We start from the raw sequence: 25,348 nt of genomic DNA on the forward strand, positions 1-25,348 counted from the left end.
CTAGCCTAAACGAGCCAGAAGAGGAAGGCCAGATATGCGTGATGAGGTGACGGATGATCAGAATTGATGTAATATTATTACATATCATTGGTTGAGGTGTCTGCGTCATGGTTCTTCGAGGTAAGAAAAAACAGAAATTCTGGTTGAAAACAGCCCTTTGTGCGTTGGGAGTGGTGAGTATTCTCGGGGGTGTGGCCGGTGGCGCGCAGGCCGCCAGAATGCCGCTGGTTGTGGCAGCGGAAAATACGTGGGGTGATATTGCCGCACAGATTGCAGCACCAGACATGCGGGTTGTGGCCATTTTGTCCTCCCCCACGGTGGACCCGCACGAATATCAGGCCACCCCGACCGATGCGCGCATGATTGCGGCGGCGGAACTGGTTGTGGCCAACGGCGCAGGGTACGATGCATGGGCCGACAAACTGGTTGCCGCCTCCGGCCTGTTGCCCGTGCGGTATGTTAAGGCCGATTCGTGGTCAGGCTGGCAGGAAGGGGGCAACCCGCATCTGTGGTTCAATATGGATGCGGTTAGCGCTTTTGTGCAGCATTTTGCCGAAGCCTGCGCCCAGATAGACCCCGACCACGCGGATGGATACGCAGGTCGGGCGCAAAAAATGCAGCTGATCATCAAGTCCATTCAGGCGCATGCCGCGTTGTTGAGGGAGCATGTCGCGGGCATGCATGTGGCTGCGACCGAACCGCTGTTTACCCCCCTTGCGGACCTGCTGGGTTTGCAGATGGACGAACAGGCCTACCAGCTTGCAATCATGAACGATGTGGAGCCAGCCCCATCCACCGTTGCAACGTTTGAGAGCGACCTGAAAGACAAGCGCCTGAAAATGCTGGTTTATAACCAGCAGGTGGAAGAACCATCCGTCCGGCAGCTGCTGGAACTGGCGCAGCAGTCCAATGTGCCCACCATGCCGCTGTCTGAAATGCTGCCACCGCGCAAGCACTGGCAGGTCTGGGTGCATGATATTCTTGCCCGTACAGGCCAGCTTCTGGGAGTGCAGCAGTGAGCGTTCCGGCTATCGAGGCCGGGCAGCTCAGTGTGTCATATGGCGGGCGGCGTGTGCTTGATCAGGTCAGCTTTGCCATTCCACCGGGTAGCTTTGTGGCTGTGCTGGGGGGGAATGGCGCTGGCAAAACCTCTCTTTTTCGCGCCATTCTGGGGCTTACCACGCCAGAGCAGGGCTATGTGCGTGTGGAAGGGCAGAGTTTTGGCAAGGGCCGCATGCCTGTGGGCTATATGCCGCAAATGCGGCGTATGGTTGCCGGGCAGCTTAATGGGTGGCACATGGTGGCCGCCGCCTTGCAGGGGCGCGTCTGGGGTCTGCCATGGTACTCGGCCAGCGCACAGGCGGAGGTAAACGCCGCGTTGGAGGCGGTGGACGCGCAGGATCTGGCCATGCGGCCGGTTATGTCTCTTTCCGGTGGGGAGCGGCAGCGGCTCTTGCTGGCGCAGGCCCTGCTGGACCAGCCGCGTATTCTGCTGCTGGATGAGCCTCTGGCAAGTCTGGACCCCGCCCGCATGCGCGAGACAACGCGCCGGATTTATGATCTGGCACGTGAGCGGGGGTTAACGGTCCTGTTTTCCACGCATGATATTAATCCGCTTATGGGGTTTATGGACCACGTTCTTTATCTGGCGCATGGCAAGGCGTTGTTGGGGAGTGTGGATGAGGTTATGACAACCCCGGCCCTGAGTGCGCTCTACGGTGCGCCGGTCGAGGTGGTGCGTGCAGACGGACGCCTGTTTGTGGTGGCCGACGGCGGGGCAGACACCCTGCATTGTTGTGACTGTGCGGAGCATACGCGCTGATGTTTGCCTACGAGTTTATGCGCACCGCGTTTGTGGCTGCTTTTCTGGCAGCTTTTGTCTGCGGCCCCGTAGGGTGGTTTCTGGTGCTGCGGGGGCAGAGCTTTGCCAGTCATGCGCTTTCGCATGTTGGCTTTGCCGGGGCTGGCGCTGCTTTGCTGTGGGGGCAACCTGCGCTGCTGGGGTTCGGGCTGAGTGCGGTTATCAGCGGTATGGGCATGGGTATGGCAAGCGACCGGGTGATCGGGCGGGATGTCATGATCGGGCTGGTGCTATCGCTCGCCATGGGTATCGGGGCCTTGTGCCTGCATTTTCTGACGCGCTCGGCCGGAGCCGCCACAGCTTTGCTGTTTGGCGATATTCTGGGTATTGCTCCGTCCAGCCTTTACTGGCTGGGTGCACTGGCCATTGGCTGTGTTGTGTGTCTTGGCGTTATGAGCAGGCCTTTACTGTTCGCCTCTCTCCAGCCCGATGTGGCCGAGGCCAAAGGCGTTAACCTGCGCCTGCTGGATGTGCTGTTTCTGGCTCTGGTGGGCATTGCCACGGCCATGTGCTCACAGATTACCGGGGTGCTGCTGGTTTTTACCCTTATGGTCGCCCCGGCTGCTGCCAGCCTGCGTCTGGGTTTTGGACCAATGCCGGGCATGGCTGTGGCATTTGCCCTTGCCCTGTTTGAAGCATGGGGCGGGCTGTGCCTGTCATGGCTGAGCGACTGCCCTGCATCCTTCTGGATTGCGTTGCTGGGGAGTGTGGTGTTTGCCGCAGCCAATGGAGTGGCCCATCTGCGCGGGCGCTAAAGCCGGGCAGATGGTGCCTGAGATACGGTAATTTTCAGGTGAGCAGCCAGTTCAGGCCCGTGCCCAGAACAACAGCGGCGGTCAGGGCCGCATACAGGGCCAGTACCATCTGGTTTTGTGTGGTGGGAAGGGCCAGAGCGCGGCTTTGGGAATGTTTACGGACCATCAGTTGTGCTCCTTATATAAACAGGGATGCAGCGCCCTTTGGGCCGCCGTTAACCCTGCCGACAAGGTAGAGAGTGGTAGCTGCGGTTAAAATAAACAAGTCCTTCCGCGCCAGCATGGCATAAAATACCCCGCACAATGCCAAAAAGAACACTATGCGTGCCCACTTCCACAATCTGGCTGATCTGGCAATCAAAGGATGCGGCGGCTTCGTGCAGGACGGGTGCCCCGGTGGCCAGTGTCTGCCAGTGGCCTGCGGCAAAGCGTTCGGCCATGGTGTTCGGGCTTGCAAAATGGTTGGACAGGTCCTGCTGGCTGGATGTGAGCACATTGACGCACATGGCCCCTTCCTCATAAAAGGCGGAGCGCGCGCGACTGTTGCGGTTCAGGCAGACCAGCAATGTAGGAGGCGTGTCGGTTACGGAGCAAACGGCAGATGCGGTAAATCCGACCGGGTTATCCAGTGTTCCTGTTGTCACAATATTCACAGCCGCACCCAGTCTGGCCATGGCTTCACGATAGGCACTGGTCTCCGGAGCCAACATCTGCTGTCCTCATTCCAACGGTTGATGGCTATGTGTTTGTGCATGAAACAAAGAGGAAAGCAATGATCAAGGACGTCCTTTCCGGCACGGCATGCGTGCGAACGGCCCGGCAGGGGCATCTGGGGAGCATCATACTGGATAAGCCCAGACGGCTGAATGCCGTTGATCTGGAGATGGCGACCGGCATTGAACGCGCTCTGGCCGCATGGCGGGATGACCCATCCGTGCATGTGGTGCTGATTGAAAGCAGTGCTCCGCGCGCGTTCTGCGCAGGCGGAGACCTCAAGGCCATACGCGATGTGTTGCTGGTGGACGGCCCGGACCATGCGTTTGAGCTGATGGACCGTGTTTACCAGACCATGTTGCACATCGCGCAGTATGCCAAACCCGTTGTGTCGTTCATGGATGGTATTGCCATGGGGGGAGGCGTGGGGCTGGGTGGTCATGCCCGCTACCGGGTTGTGACCGAGCGTTCCATTGTGTCCATGCCTGAGACATCCATAGGGCTTGTGCCTGATGCCGGTGGGTCGTGGCTGCTGTCGCGCGCTCCGGGTGGCGCGGGGTTGCGACTGGCGCTTACGGGTGGACGTATGAGTGGGGTAGAGGCCGTAGCCATGGGCTTTGCGGACCGTATGGTGCCTTCGGACAGTCTGGATAACCTGCGTGGTTTGCTGGCTCTGCGCCCGGTGGAAGATGTGTTCGGCCTTATTGGTCCATTGGAACTGCCCGCACAGGCCTGCACGCTGGAAGAATACGATCCTTCGGCCAGTCTGGAGCAGATTGTGCGTGGGCTGGAATGTTCGGACCAGAAGACTGCCCGGACGGATCTGGAGGATATTTCACGCGCCTGCCCAACGTCCATTTTTGCGGCATGGTATGGCTGGCAGCATGCGCGCAGGGCATCCTCGTTGCAGGAGGCTTTTGCCATTGAGAGGCGGCTGGTCCGTTACATGGTGGGCCGTACGGATTTTGTGGAAGGTGTGCGCGCGCGTCTGATTGACCGCGATAACGCCCCGCTCTGGCAACCTCCCATGCTGGCGGCGGTGGATGTGGCGGCACTGGAGGCCGTGCTGGCCAGCTAGGTACGGCATACAGCCCTTCTCGCCCTGTAAGGTCAGGGCAAGGAGGGCTGCAGGTGTTATTTTAAAAGCGTATTGTGTTTGAAGTTATGGGCCGTGGTGCGCTCAGGCCGTGGCGGGTTTATAAGGCCCAACAGGCAGGACCGGGCATTTGAACTGGGCTTCCAGAATTTCGGCCGCGGCCAGATACACGGCGGACAGGCCACATACCAGACCTTCATAACCAGCAATAACCGTAAGCCCCGGCTGGCCCAGCAGGTCGCCCAGCCCCAGCAGCGCAAACAGAATAACCAGTGTGCCAAAAATAATCTGATGCGCGCGCGTAGCCCGCAGCGTGCCCAAAAACAGGATAAAGGAGAACAGCCCCCAGAGGAGCAGGTAGCTGCCCACCAGCGCGGGGGAACTGGCAGGTACAATGCCCGTGTGCGGCATGGCGATCAGGGCGACCAGGGTCAGCCAGAACGCACCGTAGGAGATAAAGGCTGTCATGCCAAAGGTGTTGCCAGCGTCGTATTCCAGAATACCTGCGATAATCTGTGCAATACCGCCAAAAAGCAGGCCCATGGCCAGAATGGCGGAGCCCATGGGCACAAGGCCAGCATTGTGCAGGTTAAGTAGAATGGTGGTCATGCCAAACCCCATCAGACCAAGTGGGGCCGGGTTGGCCCGCAGGGGGGTATGGAGTGTAAGATCGGTTTGAGCCATGGTGTTTCTTCTTATGGAAATTAATGTAATGGCTCGTTTATAAGAGGTGTCTTCAGGTTAAGTTCCCATAAAAAATATATTAACAGCGTAAAAACTAATTTATTAAATGAAACTATAAAGTTCGTTGCTCTCTGAAATTTGTTTTTTACAGTATCGGGTTTATTCTCCCACAGGGCATCCAGTAAAAAATCTAGCGCGCAGCAGGGTGGACAGAAACCGGAATGGCAGGCCGCCCCAGGTCTTCCGCCAGTTGGATAGGGCCATGCACATGGAAAAAACCGGGAACCGAGAGAATGATATTGGCCGCCTGCTCAAGGCAGGACAGGGTTCGGTCTCGCGTCAGGGATAACCCGGCTTCCTGTGTTGGAATGGCGCGGATGGCCAGAGCAGCCTGCTTGAGCGCATTGGCTGTTTCTACCGGGTTATGGCGCAGTTGGGCAAAAGCGTTCAATGCGTTTGTCAGAGCGGTCTGGGCCTGAGGGTCCAGCGTTGCGTGGGCCGCATTCCATTTGAGCCGTACAATCAACCTGCCAAGGGAGAGCGAGGCAAAGGCTGCGTCCGTGTACCCCTGTCGGTCCAGACTGGTGGTCATGAAGGAAAGGCGCATCATCAGGCGCGAGATTTTTTGCAGTTGCAGCCCTTCCCACGCCACCCACGGTTCGGTGCGGCCATAAGGGGTGCGCGCCAGTTTCTGAATGCTGCGTGTCAGGGACGTGACCAGCCGCGCGGCATCCAGCCTGTGGTCTGCTGGCAGAATAACCTTGAAGACAATAGCCAGCAGGGCACAGGCGGCTATGATGCTCATCCAGTTGTTGGTCAGGGTCAGGTCATCATAAACAATCGGGTTATTGACTGAGAGCATCATGGTAAAAAACACGGCATATCCAAATGCGCCAATGCTGTACCGCGGATGGAACTGCAACCACACACCCGGCAGCAGGAACAGGCAGAGACTAAGCCAGAGTAACGGGTAGCCATCTATACGCGGCAGGGCCAGTGTGTGGCACAAAAACCCCATGGGCACGGCCAGCAGGGTGCCTGCCGCCATCATGGGGCTGGCCTTGGCCGCCGAGGGGGTGGTGGACAAAAGGCTGGACGCCGCAACGGTGTATATGATCAGCAGCGGGCCGGAACTCCAGTGCAGAACATACCATAACATACCGGCCAGCAGGGCAATAAAACTCCCGCGCACGCCATTACGCAGGGCTGTTGGCCATTCCAGATAAGGCTGGATGCTGGTCTGTGTGCGGTCGGGGTGCGGGCTGGTCAGGTCGTGCAGGGCAAGGTCCATCTGCACCAGTGCGTCCCGTGTGTTGTCCAGTGCGGCAAGGGTGGTGGTGCTCGTGGTCTGGCGGGCAAGCTGTTCCAGTGTTTTCAGTGCGTCATGCAGGCAGGTGGAGAGCGGGGCGGGGTTGGTCAGCCAGTGGGTGTTTTCGGTCAGTTCCAGAATCTCGCCCAGTGTCCGGGCAACCAGCAGGTGCACCGCGCGGGTTTCTTCCACCCCGGCGGAAAAAGTCAGCCAGTATGGGTGGTAGCTGACAATCAGCCCCGTCAGGCGGCTTAAGCACAGGCGCAGGTTACGCACGCGGTTTTGCATGTCCGGGTCATCGGCTGCGGCAAATTCTATGGCGGGGGTCAGGCCGGACATGTTGGCCAGAAGCTTGCTGCGACTGTCATAGATTGGCTGGCCGAGCCCACGAAAAATCGTGTTGGTGCTCTGGGTTTTCTGTTCCTGTTTTTCCAGCGTGCTGGTTACGGTGGCATCAAGTGCTTCGGGCGTTGTGCGCTCACTTTCAGCTTTATGAAATGTTCTGGCATGCAGAACAGTTTCCCTGAACGCCTGACCGAGTTTGTGCAGCACGGTGCTGGGTCTGCGCACGGAGGTGACCATGAACACGCAGGCCGTGACCAGAATGCCCGTTGCCACAACGGAAAGGCGGCTCATGGCGGATAGAAAAATGCCATCGGGGTCGGCAAAGGCGGGGGCTGCGATAATGACGATCGTATAGCCGGTCAGCACGGCCGCATAGGCACGGAAAAACCGTAAAAACGTGGCGACCATGCAGGCAAGGCCGACAAAAACGGATAGGGCCGCAAAGTAAAGAACGGGGGACTGCACAAAAACAGCCATAACTCCCACACTGATTGTGGCCCCGATCAGGGTGCCAATAAGACGCCACACACTTTTGGAGACCATGGCCCCAACCGTGGGGTTGGCGACGATCAGCACCGTTGTCGCCGCGCTGAGCGGGGACTGAAGCTGAAAAACAAAGGCCAGAAAAAGCGCAATACCAATGGAGAGGAACACACGCATGGTATAGCCCGCCGTGGCGGTAAAGCCATTCCAGCGGGCATCATCCGCAAAAACTGCGGGGGCAAAGCGCTGGTTGACCCAGTGCATGAACGATCCGGGCAGGGTGAGCAGGTCAGAGCGTGTGGGCATGGTGTGCTTCGAGCAAGGAGGAGAGGGTCTGTGTGAGGGTATCCGCCTGAGCCGGAGGGAGCGAGCATCGTATGGTCTGCTCGAGTTCGGCGGCAATCGTATGGAACAGCCTGCACTGTTCCCGCCCGGCCTCTGTCAGGAACAGGCGTTTTACGCGGCGGTCCTGAGCATCGGGTGTGCGGGTGATCAGCTTCTGTTTTTCCAGCAGGTCAAGAACACGTACCAGTGCGGAGCAGTCTATGGTCATGGTCTGGGCGAGGTCGCGCTGGGTCGCCCCTTCAGGCAGCATACACAGGTAGGCCATAGGGCGCATGACAGCAAGGGACATGCCATGCGGGCGCAGGGCCCGGTCCAGTTGTGTGCGCCAGAGCGTTGCCAGCCGCATGACCCGGAAGGTCAGCGCCATGCCGGGAAAATACGTTTCGTCCAGTGCTGGCATGTGGCGCGGCTCAGTCATGCGGTCCATTAAATTAGTGTCATTATAGTTGAGATAAAAAGTATATGGCAAAATAGGCCAGCCCACCCTGTGGGTCAATCATGTTCCGTGCTCCATGTTCCAGGGCAGGGTAGGGCTCTTCCGGCCTGTTCATGCTGCGCAGCCATGCTGGACCAGAGTGCGACATGCCTTGAATCGGCAGGGTTTTTGTGCACATCATGCCAATACTTGATGGTGCCCCTGACCGGGGTGAAAAGGGAAGACCGGTGCAAAGCCGTCGCTGCCCCCGCAACTGTAAGTACCCATCATGCTCCGCCCCGGCCCTGTTCGGGGTCGCCACTGGTCCTTTCGGGACTCGGGAAGGCAGCGGGGCAGTGCTTTGCGCCAGTTCATGGCTGGTGCAGGCAGGGTACAAGCCAGGAGACCTGCCATCACTCGTCTGTAAGGCTGTTCCTGCGGGAATGGTTGCGTTCTGGCGTTGTCTGCTGGCGGGGTGCCTGGCAGGCACGGATGCACTCGGTGGTGCGTTTTCTTTGCCATATGCGTGGCAGAGGGCTGGTTGTTACTGCCCCATGCCTGCCACAACCTCACGTTGTGGAACAATGGCCCGTTGGAAAGACGCATGACCGCCGAACACTCTTTGTCTATCCCTTCTGCGCATTCAGCACAGGCTGGGCCACCCGTGCTGCATGTCTGCGTTACGTGCAGGCGGGGAGGGCCTGCCATGGATTGCCCGCCGGGTGCGCAACTGCTCGAGCGCCTGCAGGTTCTGCTGGATGCGGAGCGTCTGGCCGGAGCTGCCCCTTCCGCCACGCTGCGCCCGGTGGCCTGTCTGGCAGCGTGTGACCGGGGGTGTACGGCGGCCATAGCCATGCCCGAGCGCTGGACATGGTTGCTGGGCCACCTCGGGCCGGAAAAAGCTGAGGATATTCTGGCTTATGCCCGCCTGTATGCGGCATCGGCCAAAGGGACTGTCATGCCATCGCGCCGCCCGGCAACGCTGGCCGATATGGTGCTGGGGCGTGTGCCCGCAACGCTTTATAACGAACAGGAAGAACCATGACTGCTGCCAAGACACGCGTGCCCGTAACCATTATCACCGGTTTTCTGGGCGCTGGTAAAACCACCCTGCTGCGGCACCTGCTCAGCCGGGCGCAGGGGCACCGCATTGCCGTGGTGGTGAATGAATTCGGCTCGCTCGGTATTGATGGCGAAATCCTGCGCGGCTGCGGGGTGGAGGGCTGCCGCGAGGAAGACATTGTCGAACTGACCAATGGCTGTCTGTGCTGCACTGTAGCGGATGACTTCCTGCCCACCATGGAAGCCCTGCTGGACCGGGCTGACCCACCCGAACATGTGGTGATCGAAACATCAGGGCTGGCTCTGCCCAAGCCCCTGCTCAAGGCGTTTGGCTGGCCCACGGTGCGTAACCGCATGACGGTAGATGGCGTTGTGGCCGTGGTGGATGCCCCCGCCGTAGCCGCCGGGCGCTTTGCGGATGACCCGCAGGCCGTGGAAGCACAGCGGGCCGAAGACCCCTCGCTGGATCACGACAACCCGCTGGCCGAGGTGTTTGAAGACCAGATCAACGCTGCCGATCTGGTGGTGCTGAACAAGACCGACCTGCTGGATGCAGCGCAACTGGCAACGGTGGAGCAGCATATTCGGGACAATGCCCCCCGCCCTGTGCAGATTGTGCGGGCAACGGAAGGCAGGGTAGACCCCGCCGTGCTGCTGGGTATTGGTGCTGCGGCCGAGAGCGACCTTGCTGCCCGCCCATCCCACCACGATGCGGAAGATGGCGAGCACGAGCATGATGATTTTGAAAGCTTTGTGGTAGCCGTACCCGAGCAGCACAGTGTGGATGAGTTCCTGACCACCTTGCAAAACACGGCTCGCAGCTTTGACGTGCTGCGTATGAAAGGCTTTGCAAGCGTTGCAGGCAAACCCATGCGTCTGGCCGTGCAGGGGGTGGGTAGCCGCTTCCGGCACGAATTCGACCGTCCCCTCGGTGCCGGGGAGGACCGTACGGGCCGCATTGTGGTCATCGGTCAGAAAGGGCTGAACGCTCCGGCCATTGCCACCGCTCTTGCGGGCCATCTGGCCGCGTAAGGGAGTTTACGGGCATGCACCTTCTGGTCCGCGAAAACCGGACACTGGATGAACAGGACACAGCCGAAGATCTGGGCCTGCCCGGTGCGGATATTGTTGTTCTGTCCTTTACAGAGAGCGATCTGCTGGGGCTGGGCCATGCGGCACAGCAGATGCGCGGGCAGGTGCAGGCCCGCTTACCATCCGTTCAGGTGACAAGTCTGGCCCGCCTGCGGCATCCCATGTCGATCGACCTGTATGTGGAAAATACCCTGCAGGGTGCCAGATGTGTGGTGGTGCGTCTGCTGGGTGGGCTGGATTACTGGCGTTACGGGGCGGAGGAACTGGCCGCGTGGGCGCGCGAACAGGCTGTGCCTGTCGTGTTTCTGCCCGGCCATACCGGGTGCGGTGGGGCCGGGCAGCCAGCGGGGGGGGCGGCGGATGATGCCCGTCTGGCCGAACTGTCCTACGGTGTGCAGGCCGCCCAACGGCAGCGCCTGAACGGCTTTTTCGCCCAAGGTGGGCCAGATAACATGGCTGCAGCCCTGCGGCTTATGTCAGCTCTTGCCGGATATGGGGAGGATGACGGCGCAAAGCCCGAGCCTTTGCCCACATGGGGTGTTTACCGTACATATCCGGCAGCCGGGGAGCAGGCGGTCTGTTCGGCGGTACTGGTTTTTTACCGAGCACACCTTCAGGCATCGGACATGGCGGGGGTGGAGCGTCTGGCCGAGGTGCTGGCTGGGCAGGGCTGCACCGTGGCGGTGCTGTTTGTGACATCCCTCAAGGACCACGGCGTTGCGCAGGGCGTTGCTGAGCATTTGCGCCGTACAAAGCCCGATGTGGTGTTGAATGCCACCTGTTTTTCCGCTCGTGGGGGGCTGGGGAGTTCCCCGCTGGATGCGGCGGCTGCGCCCGTGTTGCAGGTGCTCCAGCCGGGCTGCACGGAGGCTTTGTGGGCCAAAAGCGCGCGCGGGCTGGGGCGCTCGGACCTTGCTATGCAGGTTGTTCTGCCAGAACTTGATGGAACAATCGCTACATTTCCCATTTCCTTCCGTCAGGATGCGGCTCCGGGGTTGCCCGCCCAGCGTGTGGCGTATGATGCTGGCATTGCCATGGTGGCGGCGCGGGCCATGGCATGGGCGCGGTTGCGGCATACGCCTGTAGAGCAAAAACGGGTTGGTATTGTACTCTCCGACTACCCCGGCGCAGGGCTGGAGCAGGGCAGCGCGCATGTGGCTCATGCCGTTGGTCTGGATGGTTTTGCCAGCCTGCACAACATTATGGAGCATATGCAGCAGCAGGGGTACCAACTGGGGGAGCAGCCGGTGCCAGCCGCGCAGGAACTTGCTTGCCTTATGGTCCAGTCTCCCCCGCAGGCCGTTTTATCTCTGGCAGATTATAAAGCTTTAAGCGCGGAACTGCCGCCGGACTTCATGGCCACCATTGCGGACGCATGGGGCCCGCCAGAGCAGGATGCAGCGGTAAGGGATGGCGCATTCCACCTGCGTTACGTGGCTTTGGGTGCCATAACCCTTGCCGTGCAGCCCGACCGAGGAAAAACCGCAGAGCGTAAAGCCACTTATCACGACCCGGACCAGCCACCGTGCCACGCCTATGTGGCGTTTTACCTCTGGCTACGCCGCAGCCAAAAACTGGATGCACTGGTGCATCTGGGCACACACGGCACGCTGGAATGGCTGCCGGGCAAGGCCACGGCTCTTTCCCCGCTCTGCGCGCCTGCGGTGCTTACGGGGGATATGCCGGTCATTTATCCCTTTATTGTCAATAATCCGGGGGAGGCCGCTGCTGCCCGCAGGCGTCTGGGGGCCGTAACCATCGGGCATATGACGCCCCCGGTCATGCAGGCCAGCCTGTCGGGTGAAATGCAGGAACTCGAACGCCTGATTGATGAATATGCGGAGGCCGATGGGCTGGACCCCCGCCGTGGTGCCCTGCTGCGGGCGGATATTCTGGAACGTGCAACCCGTACGGGTGTTCTGGCCGAAAGTGGTGTCAGGCCCGGCGAGTTGGATGAGACAGAAGCACTGGCACGGCTGGATGCGTATCTGTGCGATGTCAAGGACCTGCAAATCCGTGACGGGTTGCATGTTTTTGGCAAAACAGCACCGCGCTGCATGGCTCTTGTGCAAACCATTGCACAGGCCTGTGCCCGGCAGGGGGACCAGACATTTGTGGCCGATGTTACGCAACGCATAAAGCAGTGCGGCACGGCGGAAATGCACGCCCTGCTGGCAGCTCTGGCAGGGCAGCCGGTGGCAGCTGGGCCCGCTGGCGCCCCCACGCGTGGGCGTATTGACGTGCTGCCAACCGGGCGCAACCTTTTTACTGTGGACCCGCGTGCCCTGCCAACACCGTCTGCCGTGGTGCTGGCGACCCGGATGGAGCAGGTCCTGCTGACCCGCCACCTGCAGGAACACGGTGAACCCCTGACCAGACTTGTTATGGATATGTGGGGCTCAGCCAGCCTGCGCACGGGGGGGGAGGATCTGGCTCTGGCCCTGCGCCTTATGGGGGTGGAGGTGCAGCGCACTGCCAGCACGGGCCATGTGTGCGGGTTTGAGGTCATTCCCCTCCCCGTGCTGGACCGGCCGAGGGTGGATGTCACGCTCCGTATTTCCGGCCTGTTCCGGGACGCCTTTGGCGAGCAGATTGCCCTGTTCGATCAGGCGGTCAGCGCAGTTGCTGCCCGGCGTGAACCTGATGACTGGAACCCCCTTGCAGCACAGGCCCGTGGGTTGGAAGGGCAGGCCCGTAAACGGGCTACCGCACGTATTTTTGGTGCCGCCACAGGAAGTTACGGTACCGGGGTGGAGGACCATCTGCTCCACGGCACATGGCATAACCGTGAAGAACTGGGGGCCGCATGGCTGGAAGGTTCCTCGTGGATGTATGGTGGCGGACGGGATGGCACGCGCGATCAGGCTGCCCTGTCCACCCTGCTGGGGCGGGCGGAAACCGTCCTGCACGTGCAGGACAATGCCGAAACCGACTTGCTGGAGAGCCCCGATATTGCCGCGCATGAAGGGGGGCTGGCCGCCGCCAGCCACATGGCGGGGGGCGCGCCTGCGGTTCTGCATGGAGATACCTCCCGCCCACAGTCCCCCCGCCTGCGCGGCACAGCAGATGAGGTTGCCCGCATTGTGCGGGGCCGTCTGGCCAACCCGCAATGGATAAAAGGCATGCAGCAGCACGGATATGCTGGTGCCGCCGAACTGGCGCGCGGGCTGGACGCGCTGCATGGTTTTGCCGCCACCATGCCCCAGCGCTTTGACCCGCAGTTTGATCTGGTGTTTGCCGCAACACTGGGGAATGCGGAATGTGATGATTTTTTGCGTCAGGCCAACCCCGCGGCAAGGGAGGCCATGCGCCAGCGCTTTAAAGAGGCCATGCGGCGTGGTCTGTGGCACCCACGCGGTAACAGCGTGGCCTGTGTGCTGGATGAGGGTGAATAACGCATGACAACACGGGCCATTATGGTCGCCGCCCCACGGTCTGGCGGGGGCAAGACAACGCTTACACTGGCCCTGCTGGCAGCGTTTGGCAGGCGGGGTTTGCGGGTTGGTGCGGTCAAAACTGGACCGGATTACATAGACCCGGCTTTTCATGCCGCCATTACGGGCCGTCCGGGCCTTAATCTGGATAGCTGGTGCATGCCCGATGCCCTGCTGGGCCGTGTTATGCAGGCCGCCTGTCAGGATGTGGATATTCTGGTCGTGGAATCGGCCATGGGGCTGTTTGATGGCTTATCCCTGCCCGACGGGCAGCGGGGAGCGCCGTCCGATATTGCAGCGCATTTTGGTATTCCTGTTCTGCTTGTGCTCGACATGTCGGGGCAGGGGCAGTCTGTGGGGCCAATCGCCAGGGGGTTTGCACAGTGGTCCCCCCATGTGCAGGTGAGCGGGGTTGTGCTTAACCGCGTGGCCTCTCCCCGGCATGAGCGGCTGGGGCGCGAGGCCGTGCAGGCCGCGCAGTTGCCCGTTTATGGCGCATTGATGCGGCAGATGGAGCAAACCCTGCCAGAGCGGCATCTGGGGCTTGTGCAGGCGCGTGAGCATGGGAACTTGGCTGGCTGGCTGTCCGATCTGGCAGACAAGGCCGAGCGTGAACTGGATCTGGATGGTATTCTGGCTTCTGCCCGGCCTTTGCAGGGCGGAGTGGGGGAGGATCTGCCCCCGACCGGCGTGCTGCCGCCACCGGGGCAGCGGATTGCCGTGGCGGATGATGCGGCTTTTTCCTTCCTGTATGGGCATCTGGCCCTGTTCTGGCGGCAGGCCGGTGCGGAGCTGGTGCCGTTTTCCCCTCTGGCGGATGAGGCTCCGGACCCATCCTGCACAGCCTGCTGGCTTCCCGGTGGTTACCCCGAACTCCATGCAGGTGTGCTGGCGGGGGCTGCCACCTTCCGTACCGGGTTGGCGCATTTTGCCCGCACACGGCCTGTGCACGGCGAATGTGGGGGCTTTATGGTGCTGGGGCAGGGGCTGGAAGATGCACAGGGCGTACGGCATGGCATGGCAGGTTTGCTTGGCCACAGCACGTCTTTTGCGCGACGCAAGTTGAATCTGGGCTACCGTGAGGCCACTCTTGTAGCCGATGGTGTTCTGGGTGCGCGTGGTGTGCGTTTGCGCGGGCATGAGTTCCATTATGCCACCGTGCTGGAGGAGGGGCAGGATGCCCCACTGGCCAGCCTGCGCTCTGGCATAGGTGAGGAACTGGGGATGTGTGGTGGCCAGCGTGGATTTGTGTCTGGCTCCTTTTTCCATGTGCTGGCCAGTGTGCCAGCGCCGATCACCATGTCTTGCGCCTGAATTAAGGGGGTGGTGGTACGCCCGGCTTGTCGGCAAAGTGTCTGGAGCAGGGCGGGGCCGGTTTGTCTGGCCCGTCTGGTCGGTGTGAACAACGGACAGAGATGAAAAGAGGAGACAGGCCATGCAGTCTTTTCCTGTATTGCTGGTAAGGCATGCTCCCGTGCTGCTGCCCGAAGGTGTCTGTTACGGCAGGCAGGATGTGGCGTTACGTCCGGGATGGGAAAAAATCGTGTCCGGGCTTTCTGTTCTGGCCAAGGGGGCGGTCTGCCGTGTGCTGTATAGTTCGCCAGCACAACGTTGCCGGGATATGGCGCAACGTCTGGCATTGGCAACCGGTATGGAACTGCGGGTGGACCCAAGGCTGGCCGAACTGGACTTTGGCCGCTGGGAAGGGCTGCGCTGGCAGGATATCGAGCGCAGGCAACTGGATGAATGGGCCAGGGACCCATCCAGCTTTGCCCCGCCGGAGGGGGAGAGCGGTCTGGCGCTCTGCCACCGTATTACCGACTTCTGGCAGGATATGCACCGTAAAGGGGAGGCCGCGTGTGTGCTTTCACACGGCGGGCCGCTGCGTATTCTCAGCGCACTGGCGGCGGGGGAGCAGCCGGAACTGCTGGCCCCTTCCATGCCGCAGGGCTTTGCCCGGTTGTTTATGGTGGAGCAGGCCGCTACCCGCCCGGCCCTGCACCCTGTTGGGTGAGCCGACCGTACACACGCATTGGACAGATAGAGAATACCAAAACCATGAGTAACGAGCAGCACAATACGCCAGAGCACGACGCCGAACGCCATAAGGAAAAAATGCGCAAACGCAAGGCAGTGCAGGATAAGGAGGTCGCCAGCAAAACCGGGGAAAAAGGCCTGCTGCTGGTTAATACAGGGCCGGGCAAGGGCAAGTCCACGGCAGCCTTTGGGCTTGCACTGCGCATGCTGGGCTATGACCGGCGCGTGGTGGTGGTGCAGTTTATCAAAGGGGCATGGCATACGGGTGAGCGCCGGGCACTCGAACGCTTTGGCGATCTGGTGGAATGGCACAGCATGGGCGAAGGGTTTACGTGGGAAACACAGGACCGCGCGCGGGATGTGGCGGCGTGCGAACGCGCATGGGCCGTGGCGGTGCAGGCACTGGCCCGGCCGGATGTTGCCCTTGTGGTGCTGGATGAACTGAATGTCGCCCTGCGCTACGAGTACCTGGATATAGAGCAGGTGCTGGCGGATATTAACGCCCGACCACAAAGCCAGCATGTTGTGGTAACGGGCCGTAACGCCAGACAGCCCATTCTGGACGCGGCTGATCTGGTCACGGAAATGACATTGGTCAAGCATCACTTCAAGGCCGGGATCAAGGCGCAGGAAGGCGTGGAGTTTTGAGCGCTCGCGTTCTTATGGTGCAGGGCACAGGCTCAAGCGTTGGCAAATCCACACTGGTTGCGGGGCTGGCGCGGGCTCTGGTGCGGCGGGGGCTGCGGGTATTGCCCTTTAAGCCACAGAACATGTCCAACAATGCCGCCGTTACACTGGATGGTGGAGAAATCGGGCGGGCACAGGCCCTACAGGCCCGAGCCTGTGGTGTGCCGCCCATGGCGGACATGAACCCGGTTTTGCTGAAACCACAGGGCGAGACCGGGTCGCAGCTTGTTGTGCGTGGCCAGCGGGTGGATACGGTGGAAGCCCGGCATTACCAGAGCCGCAAAGAGCAGCTTATGCCGCAGGTTCTGCAAAGTTTTAAAAATCTGGCGGCCGGTGCGGATATTGTTCTGGTGGAGGGAGCGGGGTCTGCCTCCGAAGTTAATCTGCGGCGGCACGATATTGCCAATATGGGCTTTGCCCGCGCCGTGCAGGCACCTGTTGTGCTGGTAGGGGATATTGACCGAGGCGGCGTGATTGCCAGCCTTGTGGGTACACAGGTTGTGTTGCAGCCAGAAGATGCAGAGCGGATCAAGGGGTTTGTGGTCAACCGTATGCGTGGGGACCCGACCCTGTTTGCCGATGGTATGCAGTTTGTTGCCCAAAAAACCGGCTGGCAGGCACTTGGGTTGGTACCTTACCTGCCTGATGTCCATGATCTGCCCGCCGAGGATGCCGCCGACCTCATGGATACCCTGCGGGCAAGGCGGTTGCAGGGCCGAGTGGGGGATACGCAACCAGAACCCCGCTTGCGCGTGGTTGTGCCCATATTACCCATGATTGCAAATTTTGATGACCTGGATCCACTCTGTGCCGAACCGGGGGTCGAGGTTATTCCTGTTATGGAAGGGGAGGCTCTGCCTCAGGCCGATATTATTCTGCTGCCCGGCTCCAAAGCTACTCTGGCGGATCTGGCGTGCCTGCGCGCGCGTGGCTGGGCCGAGCGTATTGTAGAACATGCGCAAAAAGGCGGTGTGGTTATGGGTATTTGCGGTGGCTACCAGATGCTGGGCCATAGCGTTGCCGACCCGCACGGCACGGAAGGCCCGCCCTGCACGGCGCAGGGGCTTGGGCTGTTACCCATCCACACTGTTCTGGGGGATGATAAAAAGCTTGAATACGGCAAGGGTTTTCTGGATCAAGGTGGTCAGCCTGTTGTAGGGTACGAAATGCATCTGGGGCACACTCACAGGCCGGAAGGCTTTACCCCTCTCCTGTGGCTGAACGGGCAGGCCGAAGGGTGCGTGTCGGGGAATGGCCGGGTCTGGGGAACATACCTGCATGGCGTGTTTACACACCGTGCGGCCCGGCTGGCCTTGCTCGAACGTGCTGCAGGTGCTGCGTTTGCACCAGAGGGAATATGGGCGCAGGCCGGGCAGACCCTGCCGGACACGCATGATGGTGTAGTGGATGCCGCACTGGACCATCTGGCCGATCATCTGGAACGGCATATGGATATAGACGCTCTTCTGGCACTGGCCAGTCCGCCGGTTTACGCTGCGTGATGGCAAAGGGGTGTATGCCCCGCACTGTACGGGCTAGCGGGCAATCCATTTGCGGCGTGCGGGGTTGCGCTGTTCCCAGCCACGGCGTTCCAGCTCGGGTGAGCTGGCAGGTTCCAGCGGATAGCCAACGCACAGATAGGCCAGAAACTGCCATTCCGGGTTAATGCCCAGCACCCTGTTGGCCTCTTTTGGGTCCAGAATGGAAACCCAGCCCACACCAATGCCCTGCGCGGTTGCTGCAAGCCAGAAGGTATGGATGGCCATAACGGCGGACCATGTGGTGGTCTGGGGCATGGTGCCCCGGCCCAGTCCGCGGCCTTGCGTAGGGTTGGTTTCACAAAAAACGGCAATATGGTGGGGGGCATCGTCCAGCCCGGCCAGTTTGAGCGATGCGTAACGCTGGGCGTCGTCCCCGCCCCGTCCAGCCAGTTCACGCGCATTGCTGTGAGCAAAGTTCTCGCGGATCGCATGGCGGCGGGTCGGGCTATCCACTTTTACAAAGCGCCACGGCTCGCTTAGCCCCACGGAGGGGGCAAGACAGGCGGTTTCCAGCAGGTGTGCCAGAGTACGGTCGGGGAGTGGGTCTGTCCGGAAATGGCGCACATCCCTCCGCCATGTAAAAAGCTGCTCAAGTTCGGCTGCAAAAGCGGGGGAAAAGGAGGGTGCGTTCATGCTCCTATCATGCCGCCAAGTGCAGCGCACAGCAACCCGGCAATAAGCACGCCGCATGCACGCCGGTACAGGCGCAGCCCACGCTCCAGATCAGCCACACCGGCCCCGGACGTACCGCTGCCAATCCATGGGTCTTTGGTCATTTTGCCGCCATAGGAGCGCGGGCCTGCCAGCAGGGTGTTCAGGGCTGCGGCCATGGCGGCTTCCGGCCAGCCTGCATTGGGGGAGCGGTGGCGGGGCGCGTCGCGCTTTATGGTCCGCCAGATATGGGGCCATTGCTGCCGTGGAGCGGCCAGCATCAGGCACAGCGCAGCCAGACGGGAGGCAGGCAGGTTGATCAGGTCATCCAGTTTGGCCGCAGCCATGCCAAAGGCTCTGTAACGGGGGTTAAGATGGCCGATCATGCTATCGGCCGTGTTGACACATTTGTAAAAAACCGCCCCCGGCAGGCCAAACAGGGCGGTCCAGAACAATGGGGCCACAATCCCGTCCGAAAAGTTTTCGGCCAGACTTTCCAATGCCGCGCGCACAACTGCGGCTTCATCCAGTGCACTGGTGTCGCGTCCTACAATCATGCTTACGGCGTTGCGGCCAGCAGACAGGCCATTGTGGCGCAGGGCTGTGCCCACAGCCTGCACATGTACCCATAGCGAGCGCTGCGCCACAAGCGTGCTGGCCAGCCCTGCCTGCACAAGCAGCATGACAGGGGCGGGCAAAAGAGTATAACCCATCCCAAGCAGGCCCGCCGTAAGGGTAACGGGTATGGCAATAATCAGGGCCAGTGCCACAAAACCCAGTAACCGCCGTGTGCGCTCGGATGTGTCCATCCTGTTCAGCACATGTTCGAGCCGGTCGATCAGCGCGCCAATCCACATAACGGGGTGGCCGATCATGTTCAGCAGGGGGGCCGGGTAACCCCAGGCGGCTTCCATGCCAGCGGCAAGGGCTGCCACTGGCAGGGTGATGGAGAGAGGGAAGAACAGCATGGGGGCGGGTATGAACACTAGGCTGGCACAAAAGATCACGGACGCTACCATGCAGCATGCAGCACCGCCTAACGGTTTGTCCTCCACAATGGATGCAGCAGAACTGCCGGTGCCCAGCCATGGCGGGCAGGTGCAGGCTGTCATGCGGCATTTTGTGGGTGCGCCGGAACCTTTTATAGATCTCTCCACAGGGATTAACCCTGTTGCATACCCGCTGGTCTGGCCAGACCCGAAAGCCCTGCAACGCCTGCCCGAAGAAGGGGAGGAGCAGGCTTTGCAACAGGTTGCCGCCCGTGCCTATGGCGTGTCAACGCCCGACATGGTGGTAACCGGAGCTGGCAGCCAGAGCCTTATAGCCCTGCTGCCCCGGTTGCTGGGGGCACGGAGGGCCTGCGTGCTGGGGCCAACCTATTCTGGCCACGGGCAGGCGTGGGAGCACAATGGTGTGCCATGGAGCGGCGTGGAGCACGTGCAGCAGATCCGCCAAGCCGCGCAACAGGCGGGAACGGCCTGTGTGATCTGTAACCCCAATAACCCCGATGGCCGCCTGCTGGACATGCAGGACCTTGCTGCTCTGGCGGAACAGTGCGCAAAGGCGGGGAACTGGCTTGTGGTGGATGAGGCCTTCGGGGATTTTGTTACCCATAGCGTGGCTTCCCTGCTGCCGCACCCGGCACTTGTGGTGCTGCGTTCGTTTGGCAAGAGCTACGGCCTGCCGGGTGTGCGGCTGGGCTTTTTGCTGGCGGCTCCCGCACTGGCACAAAAAGCGCGCTCCCTGATGGGTTCTTGGCCGGTCGGAGCCGTTGCCCTTGCCGCAGGTACGCAGGCACTGGCCGATACGCACTGGGTGCAGCAGGCGGCGGAAAAAGCCCGTCTGGCCCATGCAAGGCTGGTAGAGATGCTGCATGGTGCAGGCCTTGCGTGGCGGGGGCAGGCAACGCTGTTCACGCTGGTTGATACACCCCACGCCTATGGGTTGTGGGTGCATCTGTGCCGCCACGGCATTGTAACCCGCCGTTTTGCCGGGTGCTCCCATAGCCTGCGGATTGGCCTGCCCGCCAACGAGGCGGAATGGACCCGGCTGGCATGTGCGCTCAAAGCATGGCAGGTGGCCCGGCAGGGTGCGTAAAAAAGAGATGAACGGGGCGTGGAATGGTGGATTTTAGTGCCTTATGGCCGCAAAATCCTGCCTTGTCATATTTTCATCAAACTGTTTGTTACGCTTTCCTCTTCCCTTTTTTGCGGCATGGTTCATAGAAGGAAACAGGCAGAAAAGGATACCGCCATGCAAGACCAAGACGAAGTGATCGTAGGCTACCTCATCCAGCGTGAAGATGCGGAGGGCGAACTGTCCTTCTGGGAGCCACGGAACGAGTGGCAGGAAGACCCCAACGAAGGCAAGCTCTACGAAAAGGTGGAAGAAGCCGAAGCAGACGCCAAGGCCCTGCAGGAAGGGGACGACGCGACCATTACGGTAGAACTGGTCTTTGAAGCAGACGACGAAGACTGGGACGAAGACGAAGAAGAAGACGCCCACAAAGCCTGATAAGGCCCCTTGCGTGCCGCTTTAACAGGGCGGCACGCACATGCCGGGTGCTTGTATGCGGCAGGGCTTAGGCTAATGCCGCGTAAAAGCTCAGAAGCAGGCATTCCGCCACCACTGCGCAGCACCCCAGCACATCCCCTGTAAAACCACCAAGCAGACGTCTGGCGCATAATGCAACAAGTGCTGCTGTGGCGCATCCGATGCCCGCAGGTGCCGCCATAAGTACCAGAAAGGCCCACAGGTTCAGCCCTAAGTGGCCATATGCCAGAACGCTCAGGCAGGCCATGACCCCCACCGCCATAAAAGCCGCTCCCCAAAGGGAAGGAAGGGGAAGGGGGGAGAGCATGCGCGCCAGCCCGTTGGCACGGGCCGGGGGCACAAGGGCAGGCACCATCAGCATGGCCATTCTGGCAAGGCAGGCGGTGGTGGCGCATACTCCGATGCTCGCCCATACGGGGAGTGCCGCCAGAGCTGCTGTGCGTACAAGCAGGCTTAGCCCAAGGGCCATAACGCCGTAACTGCCCACATGGCTGTCCCTCATGATGGCCAGCCTGCGCTCTGGTGTGCTGCCACCACAGGCATCGGCCATATCTGCCAGTCCATCTTCATGCAGACCGCCTGTCAGGATGCTCTGGCAGGCAAGGGCCAGACCGGCGGCGGCAAGGGGGGGCACATGCACCATACGGAGTGCAGCCAGCACACTGCCAGTTAACGTCCCGATAAGGGTGGCAACAACCGGCCAGCACCAGATTGATCTGGCCAGTGGCCAGGGTTGGGTGCTGCTTCTATCCGCAGGTGGAGCCAGCCAGATGGAGGGCAGGCGTGTCAGCAGGCTCAGGCCGCATGCAAGGTCCAGCCTGCGTCTGTCCAGCCAGTCGCCGGGTTGAGCGGATGTCATGCCTTTTCAGAAACAGCAGCTTGGGCAAAGGTTGCCATGCCCGTATGGCATGCAACAGCCGCCCGCAGGATGGGAATGGCCAGTGCGGCGCCAGAGCCTTCGCCAAGGCGCAGGCCAAGCCCGCTTAGAATGGGCCGCATATGCAGGTGCCGGGCCAGTCGGGCGGTATGGCCTGTTTCGGTCGGGCAGTGGGAGAGGGCGGTATGGTCCAGCGCATTGGGGTGCAGGTGCGCCAGAGGTGCAACCGCTGCGGTGCAGACAAACCCATCGAGTATGACGGGAATATGCATCAGCCGGGCAGCAAGGGTAGCCCCCAGCGTTGCGGCCAGTTCGTACCCGCCCAGACGGCGTGCCACTTCCAGCGGGTGCGCCAGATGGGCAGCATGCTGCTGGAGTGCTGTGTCTATAACCCCGGCTTTATGTGCCGTGCCCGCGGCGTCCAGCCCGGTGCCCTGGCCAGCCCAGTCTGCACCGCTCTGGCGGGTCAGGGCTGCGCATAAGGCAGAGGCGGCGGTTGTGTTGCCTATGCCCATTTCACCCAGACAGAGCAGGTCGCATGTCCGGGGCACAGCGTTAAAACCGACCTGCACGGCGGCCAGAAAATCCTGCTCCGTCATGGCCGGGCTGGTGGTAAAATCCGCAGTGGGAGCGAGATTGTTAAGTGCTACTATAGCCAGTTCCGCCTGTGCCACGCGGGCAAGCTGGTTAATGGCGGCCCCTCCATGCTCAAAGTTCTGTACCATCTGGGCCGTGACCTCCACAGGCCAGGGCGAGACATGGTGCGCCATAACACCATGATTGCCTGCAAAAATGAGCACCTGCACGTGCTCCAGCCGGGGGGAGGCGCTGTGTTGCCATCCGCCTAGCCAGCGTGTCATCTCCTCCAGATGGCCAAGGCTGCCGGGTGGTTTGGTCAGTTCCACCTCCCTTTGCGCTATGGTCTGCTGTGCCTGCAGGCTGGGGGGGGGCAGGTCCGCGCACAGGGCCTCCAGCGCAGGCATGGAGGAAAACGGGCCGGACTGGGGAGAGGTGGAAGAAGAGGGCATAGTGGTAATTGTGTGCTGTTATGGAGGTTCACGCAAATGGAAACAGGGGCAGACGCGCGTATGCACAGTGTAAGGCTCAATCTCCATAATGGAGGTGCAGCAGGTAGCCTGCTTGTGCTGGGTGGCGCAAGATCAGGCAAAAGCCGCTTTGCCGAGAACGCCATAACAGCTTTGCCCGGCCCAAGAATATACCTGGCCACGGGCCGCGCATTTGATGATGAAATGCATGACCGCATTGCCCGACATAAGCGCGAGCGTGCCAGTGCAGGCTGGCAGACGGTGGAAGAAGCCCTGAATGTGGCCGATGTGCTCCAGCAGCACGCCAGCACCCCGGTTTTGCTGGACTGCCTGACCTTGTGGCTGACCAATCTTCTGCTCGACGGGCGGGAGGTGGAAGGCCCCACCACAGCTCTGCTTGCCAGTTTGCACACACGCACCGCTCCTACAGTGATGGTGGGGAACGAGGTCGGGCTGGGTATTGTGCCTCAAAGCCCGCTGGGGCGGCGCTTTAGGGACGAAGCCGGGCTTTTGCACCAGCGTCTGGCAGCCTGTGTGGGCAAGGTGGTGTTTGTGGCGGCAGGGCTGCCCATGGTGCTCAAGAACGAAAGCGCTTCTGCCTGAGCTACGGTAAGGGACAGATGGCGGGCTGAGGGTAAAACGTATTTTGCCCGGCTGCGTGTGGTCTGCCATTATGCTGCTGGCTTTTTTGCGGACGCCGCCACAGGGCGTAAAATGCAGCAGACCTCTTGCGCACTCGGGCGGAAGATGGTGAGTGACTGACGCTTGTGTGGGCATAACCGGGTTAGCACCATACCTGTTCATTTTGGCTGAGAGATGCATATGTCAGAGACACCAATCAACACCCAGCTTCTGATCGCAGGACAGTGGCAGGATGCGGCCGATGGCCGTACACTCCCCATTCTGGACCCTGCCAGTGGCGAGCTTATTGGCAAGGTTGCCCATGCCTCTGTTGCCGATCTGGATAAAACGGTGGCCGGTGCCGCTGTGGGTTATGATGCATGGCGCAACCTGAGCGCATGGGACCGTTACGCGATCATGCGCAAGGCTGCCGACCTGCTGCGTGAGCGTGCAGATGCCATTGGCCGGATCATGAGCCGCGAACAGGGCAAGCCTCTGGCTCAGGCCGTGATCGAAATTAATGCCGCCGCCGGTGTGATCGAATATTTTGGAGAAGAAGGCCGCCGCCTGAACGACGAACTGGTGCCCGCGCGCGTGCCAGATGTTGAACAGCGCGTGCTGCACCGCCCCATTGGTGTGGTGGCTGCCTTTACGCCGTGGAACTTCCCCATCAACCAGATTGCCCGCAAGCTGGGGGCAGCACTTGGGGCCGGGTGTGGCGTTATTGTTAAAGCTCCGGAGGATACCCCAGCCTCTCCGGCCGAGCTGATCCGCTGTTTTTGCGATGCGGGTATTCCCGCAGGGGCTGTGTCTCTGGTTTATGGCACGCCAGCGGAAATTTCGGAGTATCTGATCGCCCATCCGGTGGTGCGCAAGATTTCCTTTACCGGTTCTACCCCCGTGGGCAAGCATCTGGCCGCATTGGCCGGTGGGCAGATGAAGCCGGTGACCATGGAGCTGGGTGGCCATGGTCCGGTGATTGTCTGCCGGGATGCGGATCTGGACCAGGCGGCCGAGCGTGTGGCAGCTGCCAAGTTCCGTAACGCCGGGCAGGTGTGCATCGCCCCCACCCGCTTTTTGCTGCACAAGGACATTGCCGCCGCGTTTATTGAAAAGTTCAAGGCCCAGATGAGCGCGCTCAAAATTGGCCGTGGGCTGGACGCAGGCGTGACCATGGGGCCCGTTATTAACGAACGGCGCGTCAAGGCATTGACCGAACTGGTGGATGATGCCCGCGCCAAAGGGGCAGAGCTGTGGCAGCCCGATACCGCGCTGCCCAACAAGGGTTTTTTCTTCCCCCCGACGCTGGTGCTCAAGCCCACGCTGGAGATGCGGGTGATGCAGGAAGAGCCGTTTGGTCCAATTGCCATTATGGATGAGTTTTCCGAACTTGCAGACGCCATAAAGGAAGCCAACCGCCTGCCTTACGGTCTGGCAGCGTATGTGTACACTGGCTGTGAGCGGACAGAACGTCTGCTGGGTGAAAAGCTGGAAGCCGGTATGGTGGCCATTAACCACCACGGTATTGGCGTGCCGGAAGTGCCGTTTGGCGGCGTCAAGGATTCCGGTTACGGCACGGAGGGTGGCCCTGCTGCTCTGCGGGCGCATACGATCATCAAGCTGGTTTCCAGCCTGCATCGGCCATCTGCTTACTAAAAGCATTTGGTTTTATCATCGGGTTTAAAAAATGCCGTGCGCTGGTGGAGCGCACGGCATTTTTGTATGTAAAAAGACAGCCCA

The 25,348-nt window shown here is 60.9% G+C and carries 24 protein-coding genes and 1 riboswitch; of the genes, 15 read left to right on the plus strand and 9 right to left on the minus strand.

Annotated elements, in window-relative coordinates:
• Window positions 1-107: 107 nt before the first annotated feature.
• The 3 genes from HNR55_RS07195 to HNR55_RS07205 are packed head-to-tail and all read left to right on the plus strand — an operon-like array spanning window position 108 to window position 2,616.
• Entirely contained in the window at window positions 108-1,019 is a 912-nt protein-coding gene (locus HNR55_RS07195) for a metal ABC transporter solute-binding protein, Zn/Mn family (RefSeq protein WP_166113065.1), read from the plus strand.
• Window positions 1,016-1,822 carry a metal ABC transporter ATP-binding protein gene (locus HNR55_RS07200; protein ID WP_166113062.1) on the plus strand — a complete coding sequence of 269 codons (807 nt, stop codon included), beginning with the start codon at window positions 1,016-1,018 and terminating at the stop codon, window positions 1,820-1,822. Before HNR55_RS07195 ends, HNR55_RS07200 begins: the two co-directional genes overlap by 4 nt.
• Window positions 1,822-2,616: a metal ABC transporter permease gene (locus HNR55_RS07205; protein ID WP_166113059.1), complete on the plus strand. Its 795-nt coding sequence runs from the start codon at window positions 1,822-1,824 to the stop codon at window positions 2,614-2,616. Before HNR55_RS07200 ends, HNR55_RS07205 begins: the two co-directional genes overlap by 1 nt.
• A gap of 34 nt (window positions 2,617-2,650) precedes the next feature.
• On the opposite strand, the gene HNR55_RS16910 is transcribed toward HNR55_RS07205, so the two are convergent.
• Window positions 2,651-2,782, minus strand: coding sequence for a hypothetical protein (locus HNR55_RS16910; RefSeq protein ID WP_260400870.1), 132 nt, complete (start codon window positions 2,780-2,782; stop codon window positions 2,651-2,653).
• Between the two features lie 49 nt (window positions 2,783-2,831).
• A complete protein-coding gene (locus HNR55_RS07210; RefSeq protein ID WP_166113056.1) occupies window positions 2,832-3,326 on the minus strand; it encodes a flavin reductase in 495 nt (164 codons plus the stop codon).
• A gap of 62 nt (window positions 3,327-3,388) precedes the next feature.
• On the opposite strand from HNR55_RS07210, the gene HNR55_RS07215 reads away from it, so the two are divergent.
• Window positions 3,389-4,408 carry an enoyl-CoA hydratase/isomerase family protein gene (locus HNR55_RS07215; protein ID WP_166113053.1) on the plus strand — a complete coding sequence of 340 codons (1,020 nt, stop codon included), beginning with the start codon at window positions 3,389-3,391 and terminating at the stop codon, window positions 4,406-4,408.
• Window positions 4,409-4,510: 102 nt separating this feature from the next.
• Here HNR55_RS07215 and HNR55_RS07220 read toward each other — a convergent pair whose 3' ends face one another.
• The 3 genes from HNR55_RS07220 to HNR55_RS07230 form a co-directional block, all read right to left on the minus strand.
• The gene (locus HNR55_RS07220) at window positions 4,511-5,110 is read right to left on the minus strand and encodes an acetate uptake transporter (RefSeq protein ID WP_166113050.1); all 600 of its coding nucleotides are present in this window, start codon (window positions 5,108-5,110) and stop codon (window positions 4,511-4,513) included.
• A 190-nt stretch (window positions 5,111-5,300) separates the two neighbouring features.
• Window positions 5,301-7,511, minus strand: a complete 2,211-nt coding sequence (locus HNR55_RS07225; protein ID WP_166113296.1) for an FUSC family protein — start codon at window positions 7,509-7,511, stop codon at window positions 5,301-5,303.
• 25 nt (window positions 7,512-7,536) lie between these two features.
• Window positions 7,537-8,010: a MarR family winged helix-turn-helix transcriptional regulator gene (locus HNR55_RS07230; protein WP_166113293.1), complete on the minus strand. Its 474-nt coding sequence runs from the start codon at window positions 8,008-8,010 to the stop codon at window positions 7,537-7,539.
• 194 nt (window positions 8,011-8,204) lie between these two features.
• A riboswitch (cobalamin riboswitch) is annotated at window positions 8,205-8,436 on the plus strand.
• Between the two features lie 175 nt (window positions 8,437-8,611).
• On the opposite strand from HNR55_RS07230, the gene HNR55_RS07235 reads away from it, so the two are divergent.
• The 7 genes from HNR55_RS07235 to HNR55_RS07265 all read left to right on the plus strand — a co-directional run bounded on the left by HNR55_RS07235 (window position 8,612) and on the right by HNR55_RS07265 (window position 17,821).
• Window positions 8,612-9,052 (plus strand): DUF1636 family protein, encoded by a 441-nt coding sequence (locus HNR55_RS07235; RefSeq protein ID WP_166113047.1) that lies wholly within the window; start codon window positions 8,612-8,614, stop codon window positions 9,050-9,052.
• The gene (gene cobW, locus HNR55_RS07240) at window positions 9,049-10,101 is read left to right on the plus strand and encodes a cobalamin biosynthesis protein CobW (protein WP_166113044.1); all 1,053 of its coding nucleotides are present in this window, start codon (window positions 9,049-9,051) and stop codon (window positions 10,099-10,101) included. Before HNR55_RS07235 ends, cobW begins: the two co-directional genes overlap by 4 nt.
• Window positions 10,102-10,115: 14 nt before the next feature.
• Window positions 10,116-13,556: a cobaltochelatase subunit CobN gene (gene cobN, locus HNR55_RS07245; RefSeq protein WP_166113041.1), complete on the plus strand. Its 3,441-nt coding sequence runs from the start codon at window positions 10,116-10,118 to the stop codon at window positions 13,554-13,556.
• Between the two features lie 3 nt (window positions 13,557-13,559).
• Window positions 13,560-14,909 carry a cobyrinate a,c-diamide synthase gene (locus HNR55_RS07250; RefSeq protein WP_184382631.1) on the plus strand — a complete coding sequence of 450 codons (1,350 nt, stop codon included), beginning with the start codon at window positions 13,560-13,562 and terminating at the stop codon, window positions 14,907-14,909.
• 121 nt (window positions 14,910-15,030) lie between these two features.
• Window positions 15,031-15,609, plus strand: coding sequence for a histidine phosphatase family protein (locus HNR55_RS07255; RefSeq protein ID WP_086646197.1), 579 nt, complete (start codon window positions 15,031-15,033; stop codon window positions 15,607-15,609).
• 44 nt (window positions 15,610-15,653) lie between these two features.
• Window positions 15,654-16,280 (plus strand): cob(I)yrinic acid a,c-diamide adenosyltransferase, encoded by a 627-nt coding sequence (cobO, locus tag HNR55_RS07260; protein WP_166113038.1) that lies wholly within the window; start codon window positions 15,654-15,656, stop codon window positions 16,278-16,280.
• A 14-nt stretch (window positions 16,281-16,294) separates the two neighbouring features.
• On the plus strand, window positions 16,295-17,821 hold the full coding sequence (locus HNR55_RS07265; protein WP_166113287.1) for a cobyric acid synthase: 1,527 nt from the start codon (window positions 16,295-16,297) through the stop codon (window positions 17,819-17,821).
• 33 nt (window positions 17,822-17,854) lie between these two features.
• On the opposite strand, the gene bluB is transcribed toward HNR55_RS07265, so the two are convergent.
• Complete coding sequence (gene bluB / locus HNR55_RS07270; protein WP_166113036.1) at window positions 17,855-18,493, minus strand: 5,6-dimethylbenzimidazole synthase; 639 nt, start codon at window positions 18,491-18,493, stop codon at window positions 17,855-17,857.
• Window positions 18,490-19,479, minus strand: a complete 990-nt coding sequence (gene cbiB / locus HNR55_RS07275) for an adenosylcobinamide-phosphate synthase CbiB (protein WP_166113284.1) — start codon at window positions 19,477-19,479, stop codon at window positions 18,490-18,492. Before cbiB ends, bluB begins: the two co-directional genes overlap by 4 nt.
• Before the next feature lie 49 nt (window positions 19,480-19,528).
• Between cbiB and cobD the strand changes: the two genes are divergently transcribed.
• Window positions 19,529-20,608, plus strand: coding sequence for a threonine-phosphate decarboxylase CobD (cobD, locus tag HNR55_RS07280; RefSeq protein WP_242005470.1), 1,080 nt, complete (start codon window positions 19,529-19,531; stop codon window positions 20,606-20,608).
• A gap of 156 nt (window positions 20,609-20,764) precedes the next feature.
• Window positions 20,765-21,025 (plus strand): hypothetical protein, encoded by a 261-nt coding sequence (locus tag HNR55_RS07285; RefSeq protein ID WP_166113033.1) that lies wholly within the window; start codon window positions 20,765-20,767, stop codon window positions 21,023-21,025.
• A gap of 67 nt (window positions 21,026-21,092) precedes the next feature.
• On the opposite strand, the gene HNR55_RS07290 is transcribed toward HNR55_RS07285, so the two are convergent.
• On the minus strand, window positions 21,093-21,923 hold the full coding sequence (locus HNR55_RS07290; protein ID WP_166113030.1) for an adenosylcobinamide-GDP ribazoletransferase: 831 nt from the start codon (window positions 21,921-21,923) through the stop codon (window positions 21,093-21,095).
• On the minus strand, window positions 21,920-22,969 hold the full coding sequence (gene cobT / locus HNR55_RS07295) for a nicotinate-nucleotide--dimethylbenzimidazole phosphoribosyltransferase (protein ID WP_166113027.1): 1,050 nt from the start codon (window positions 22,967-22,969) through the stop codon (window positions 21,920-21,922). Before cobT ends, HNR55_RS07290 begins: the two co-directional genes overlap by 4 nt.
• Before the next feature lie 60 nt (window positions 22,970-23,029).
• Between cobT and cobU the strand changes: the two genes are divergently transcribed.
• Window positions 23,030-23,590 carry a bifunctional adenosylcobinamide kinase/adenosylcobinamide-phosphate guanylyltransferase gene (gene cobU / locus HNR55_RS07300; protein ID WP_166113278.1) on the plus strand — a complete coding sequence of 187 codons (561 nt, stop codon included), beginning with the start codon at window positions 23,030-23,032 and terminating at the stop codon, window positions 23,588-23,590.
• A gap of 219 nt (window positions 23,591-23,809) precedes the next feature.
• Window positions 23,810-25,264 (plus strand): NAD-dependent succinate-semialdehyde dehydrogenase, encoded by a 1,455-nt coding sequence (locus HNR55_RS07305; RefSeq protein WP_166113024.1) that lies wholly within the window; start codon window positions 23,810-23,812, stop codon window positions 25,262-25,264.
• Window positions 25,265-25,348 lie beyond the last annotated feature (84 nt).

Origin of the sequence: Acetobacter lovaniensis, assembly GCF_014207635.1 — a bacterium.
Lineage (GTDB): Bacteria > Pseudomonadota > Alphaproteobacteria > Acetobacterales > Acetobacteraceae > Acetobacter > Acetobacter lovaniensis.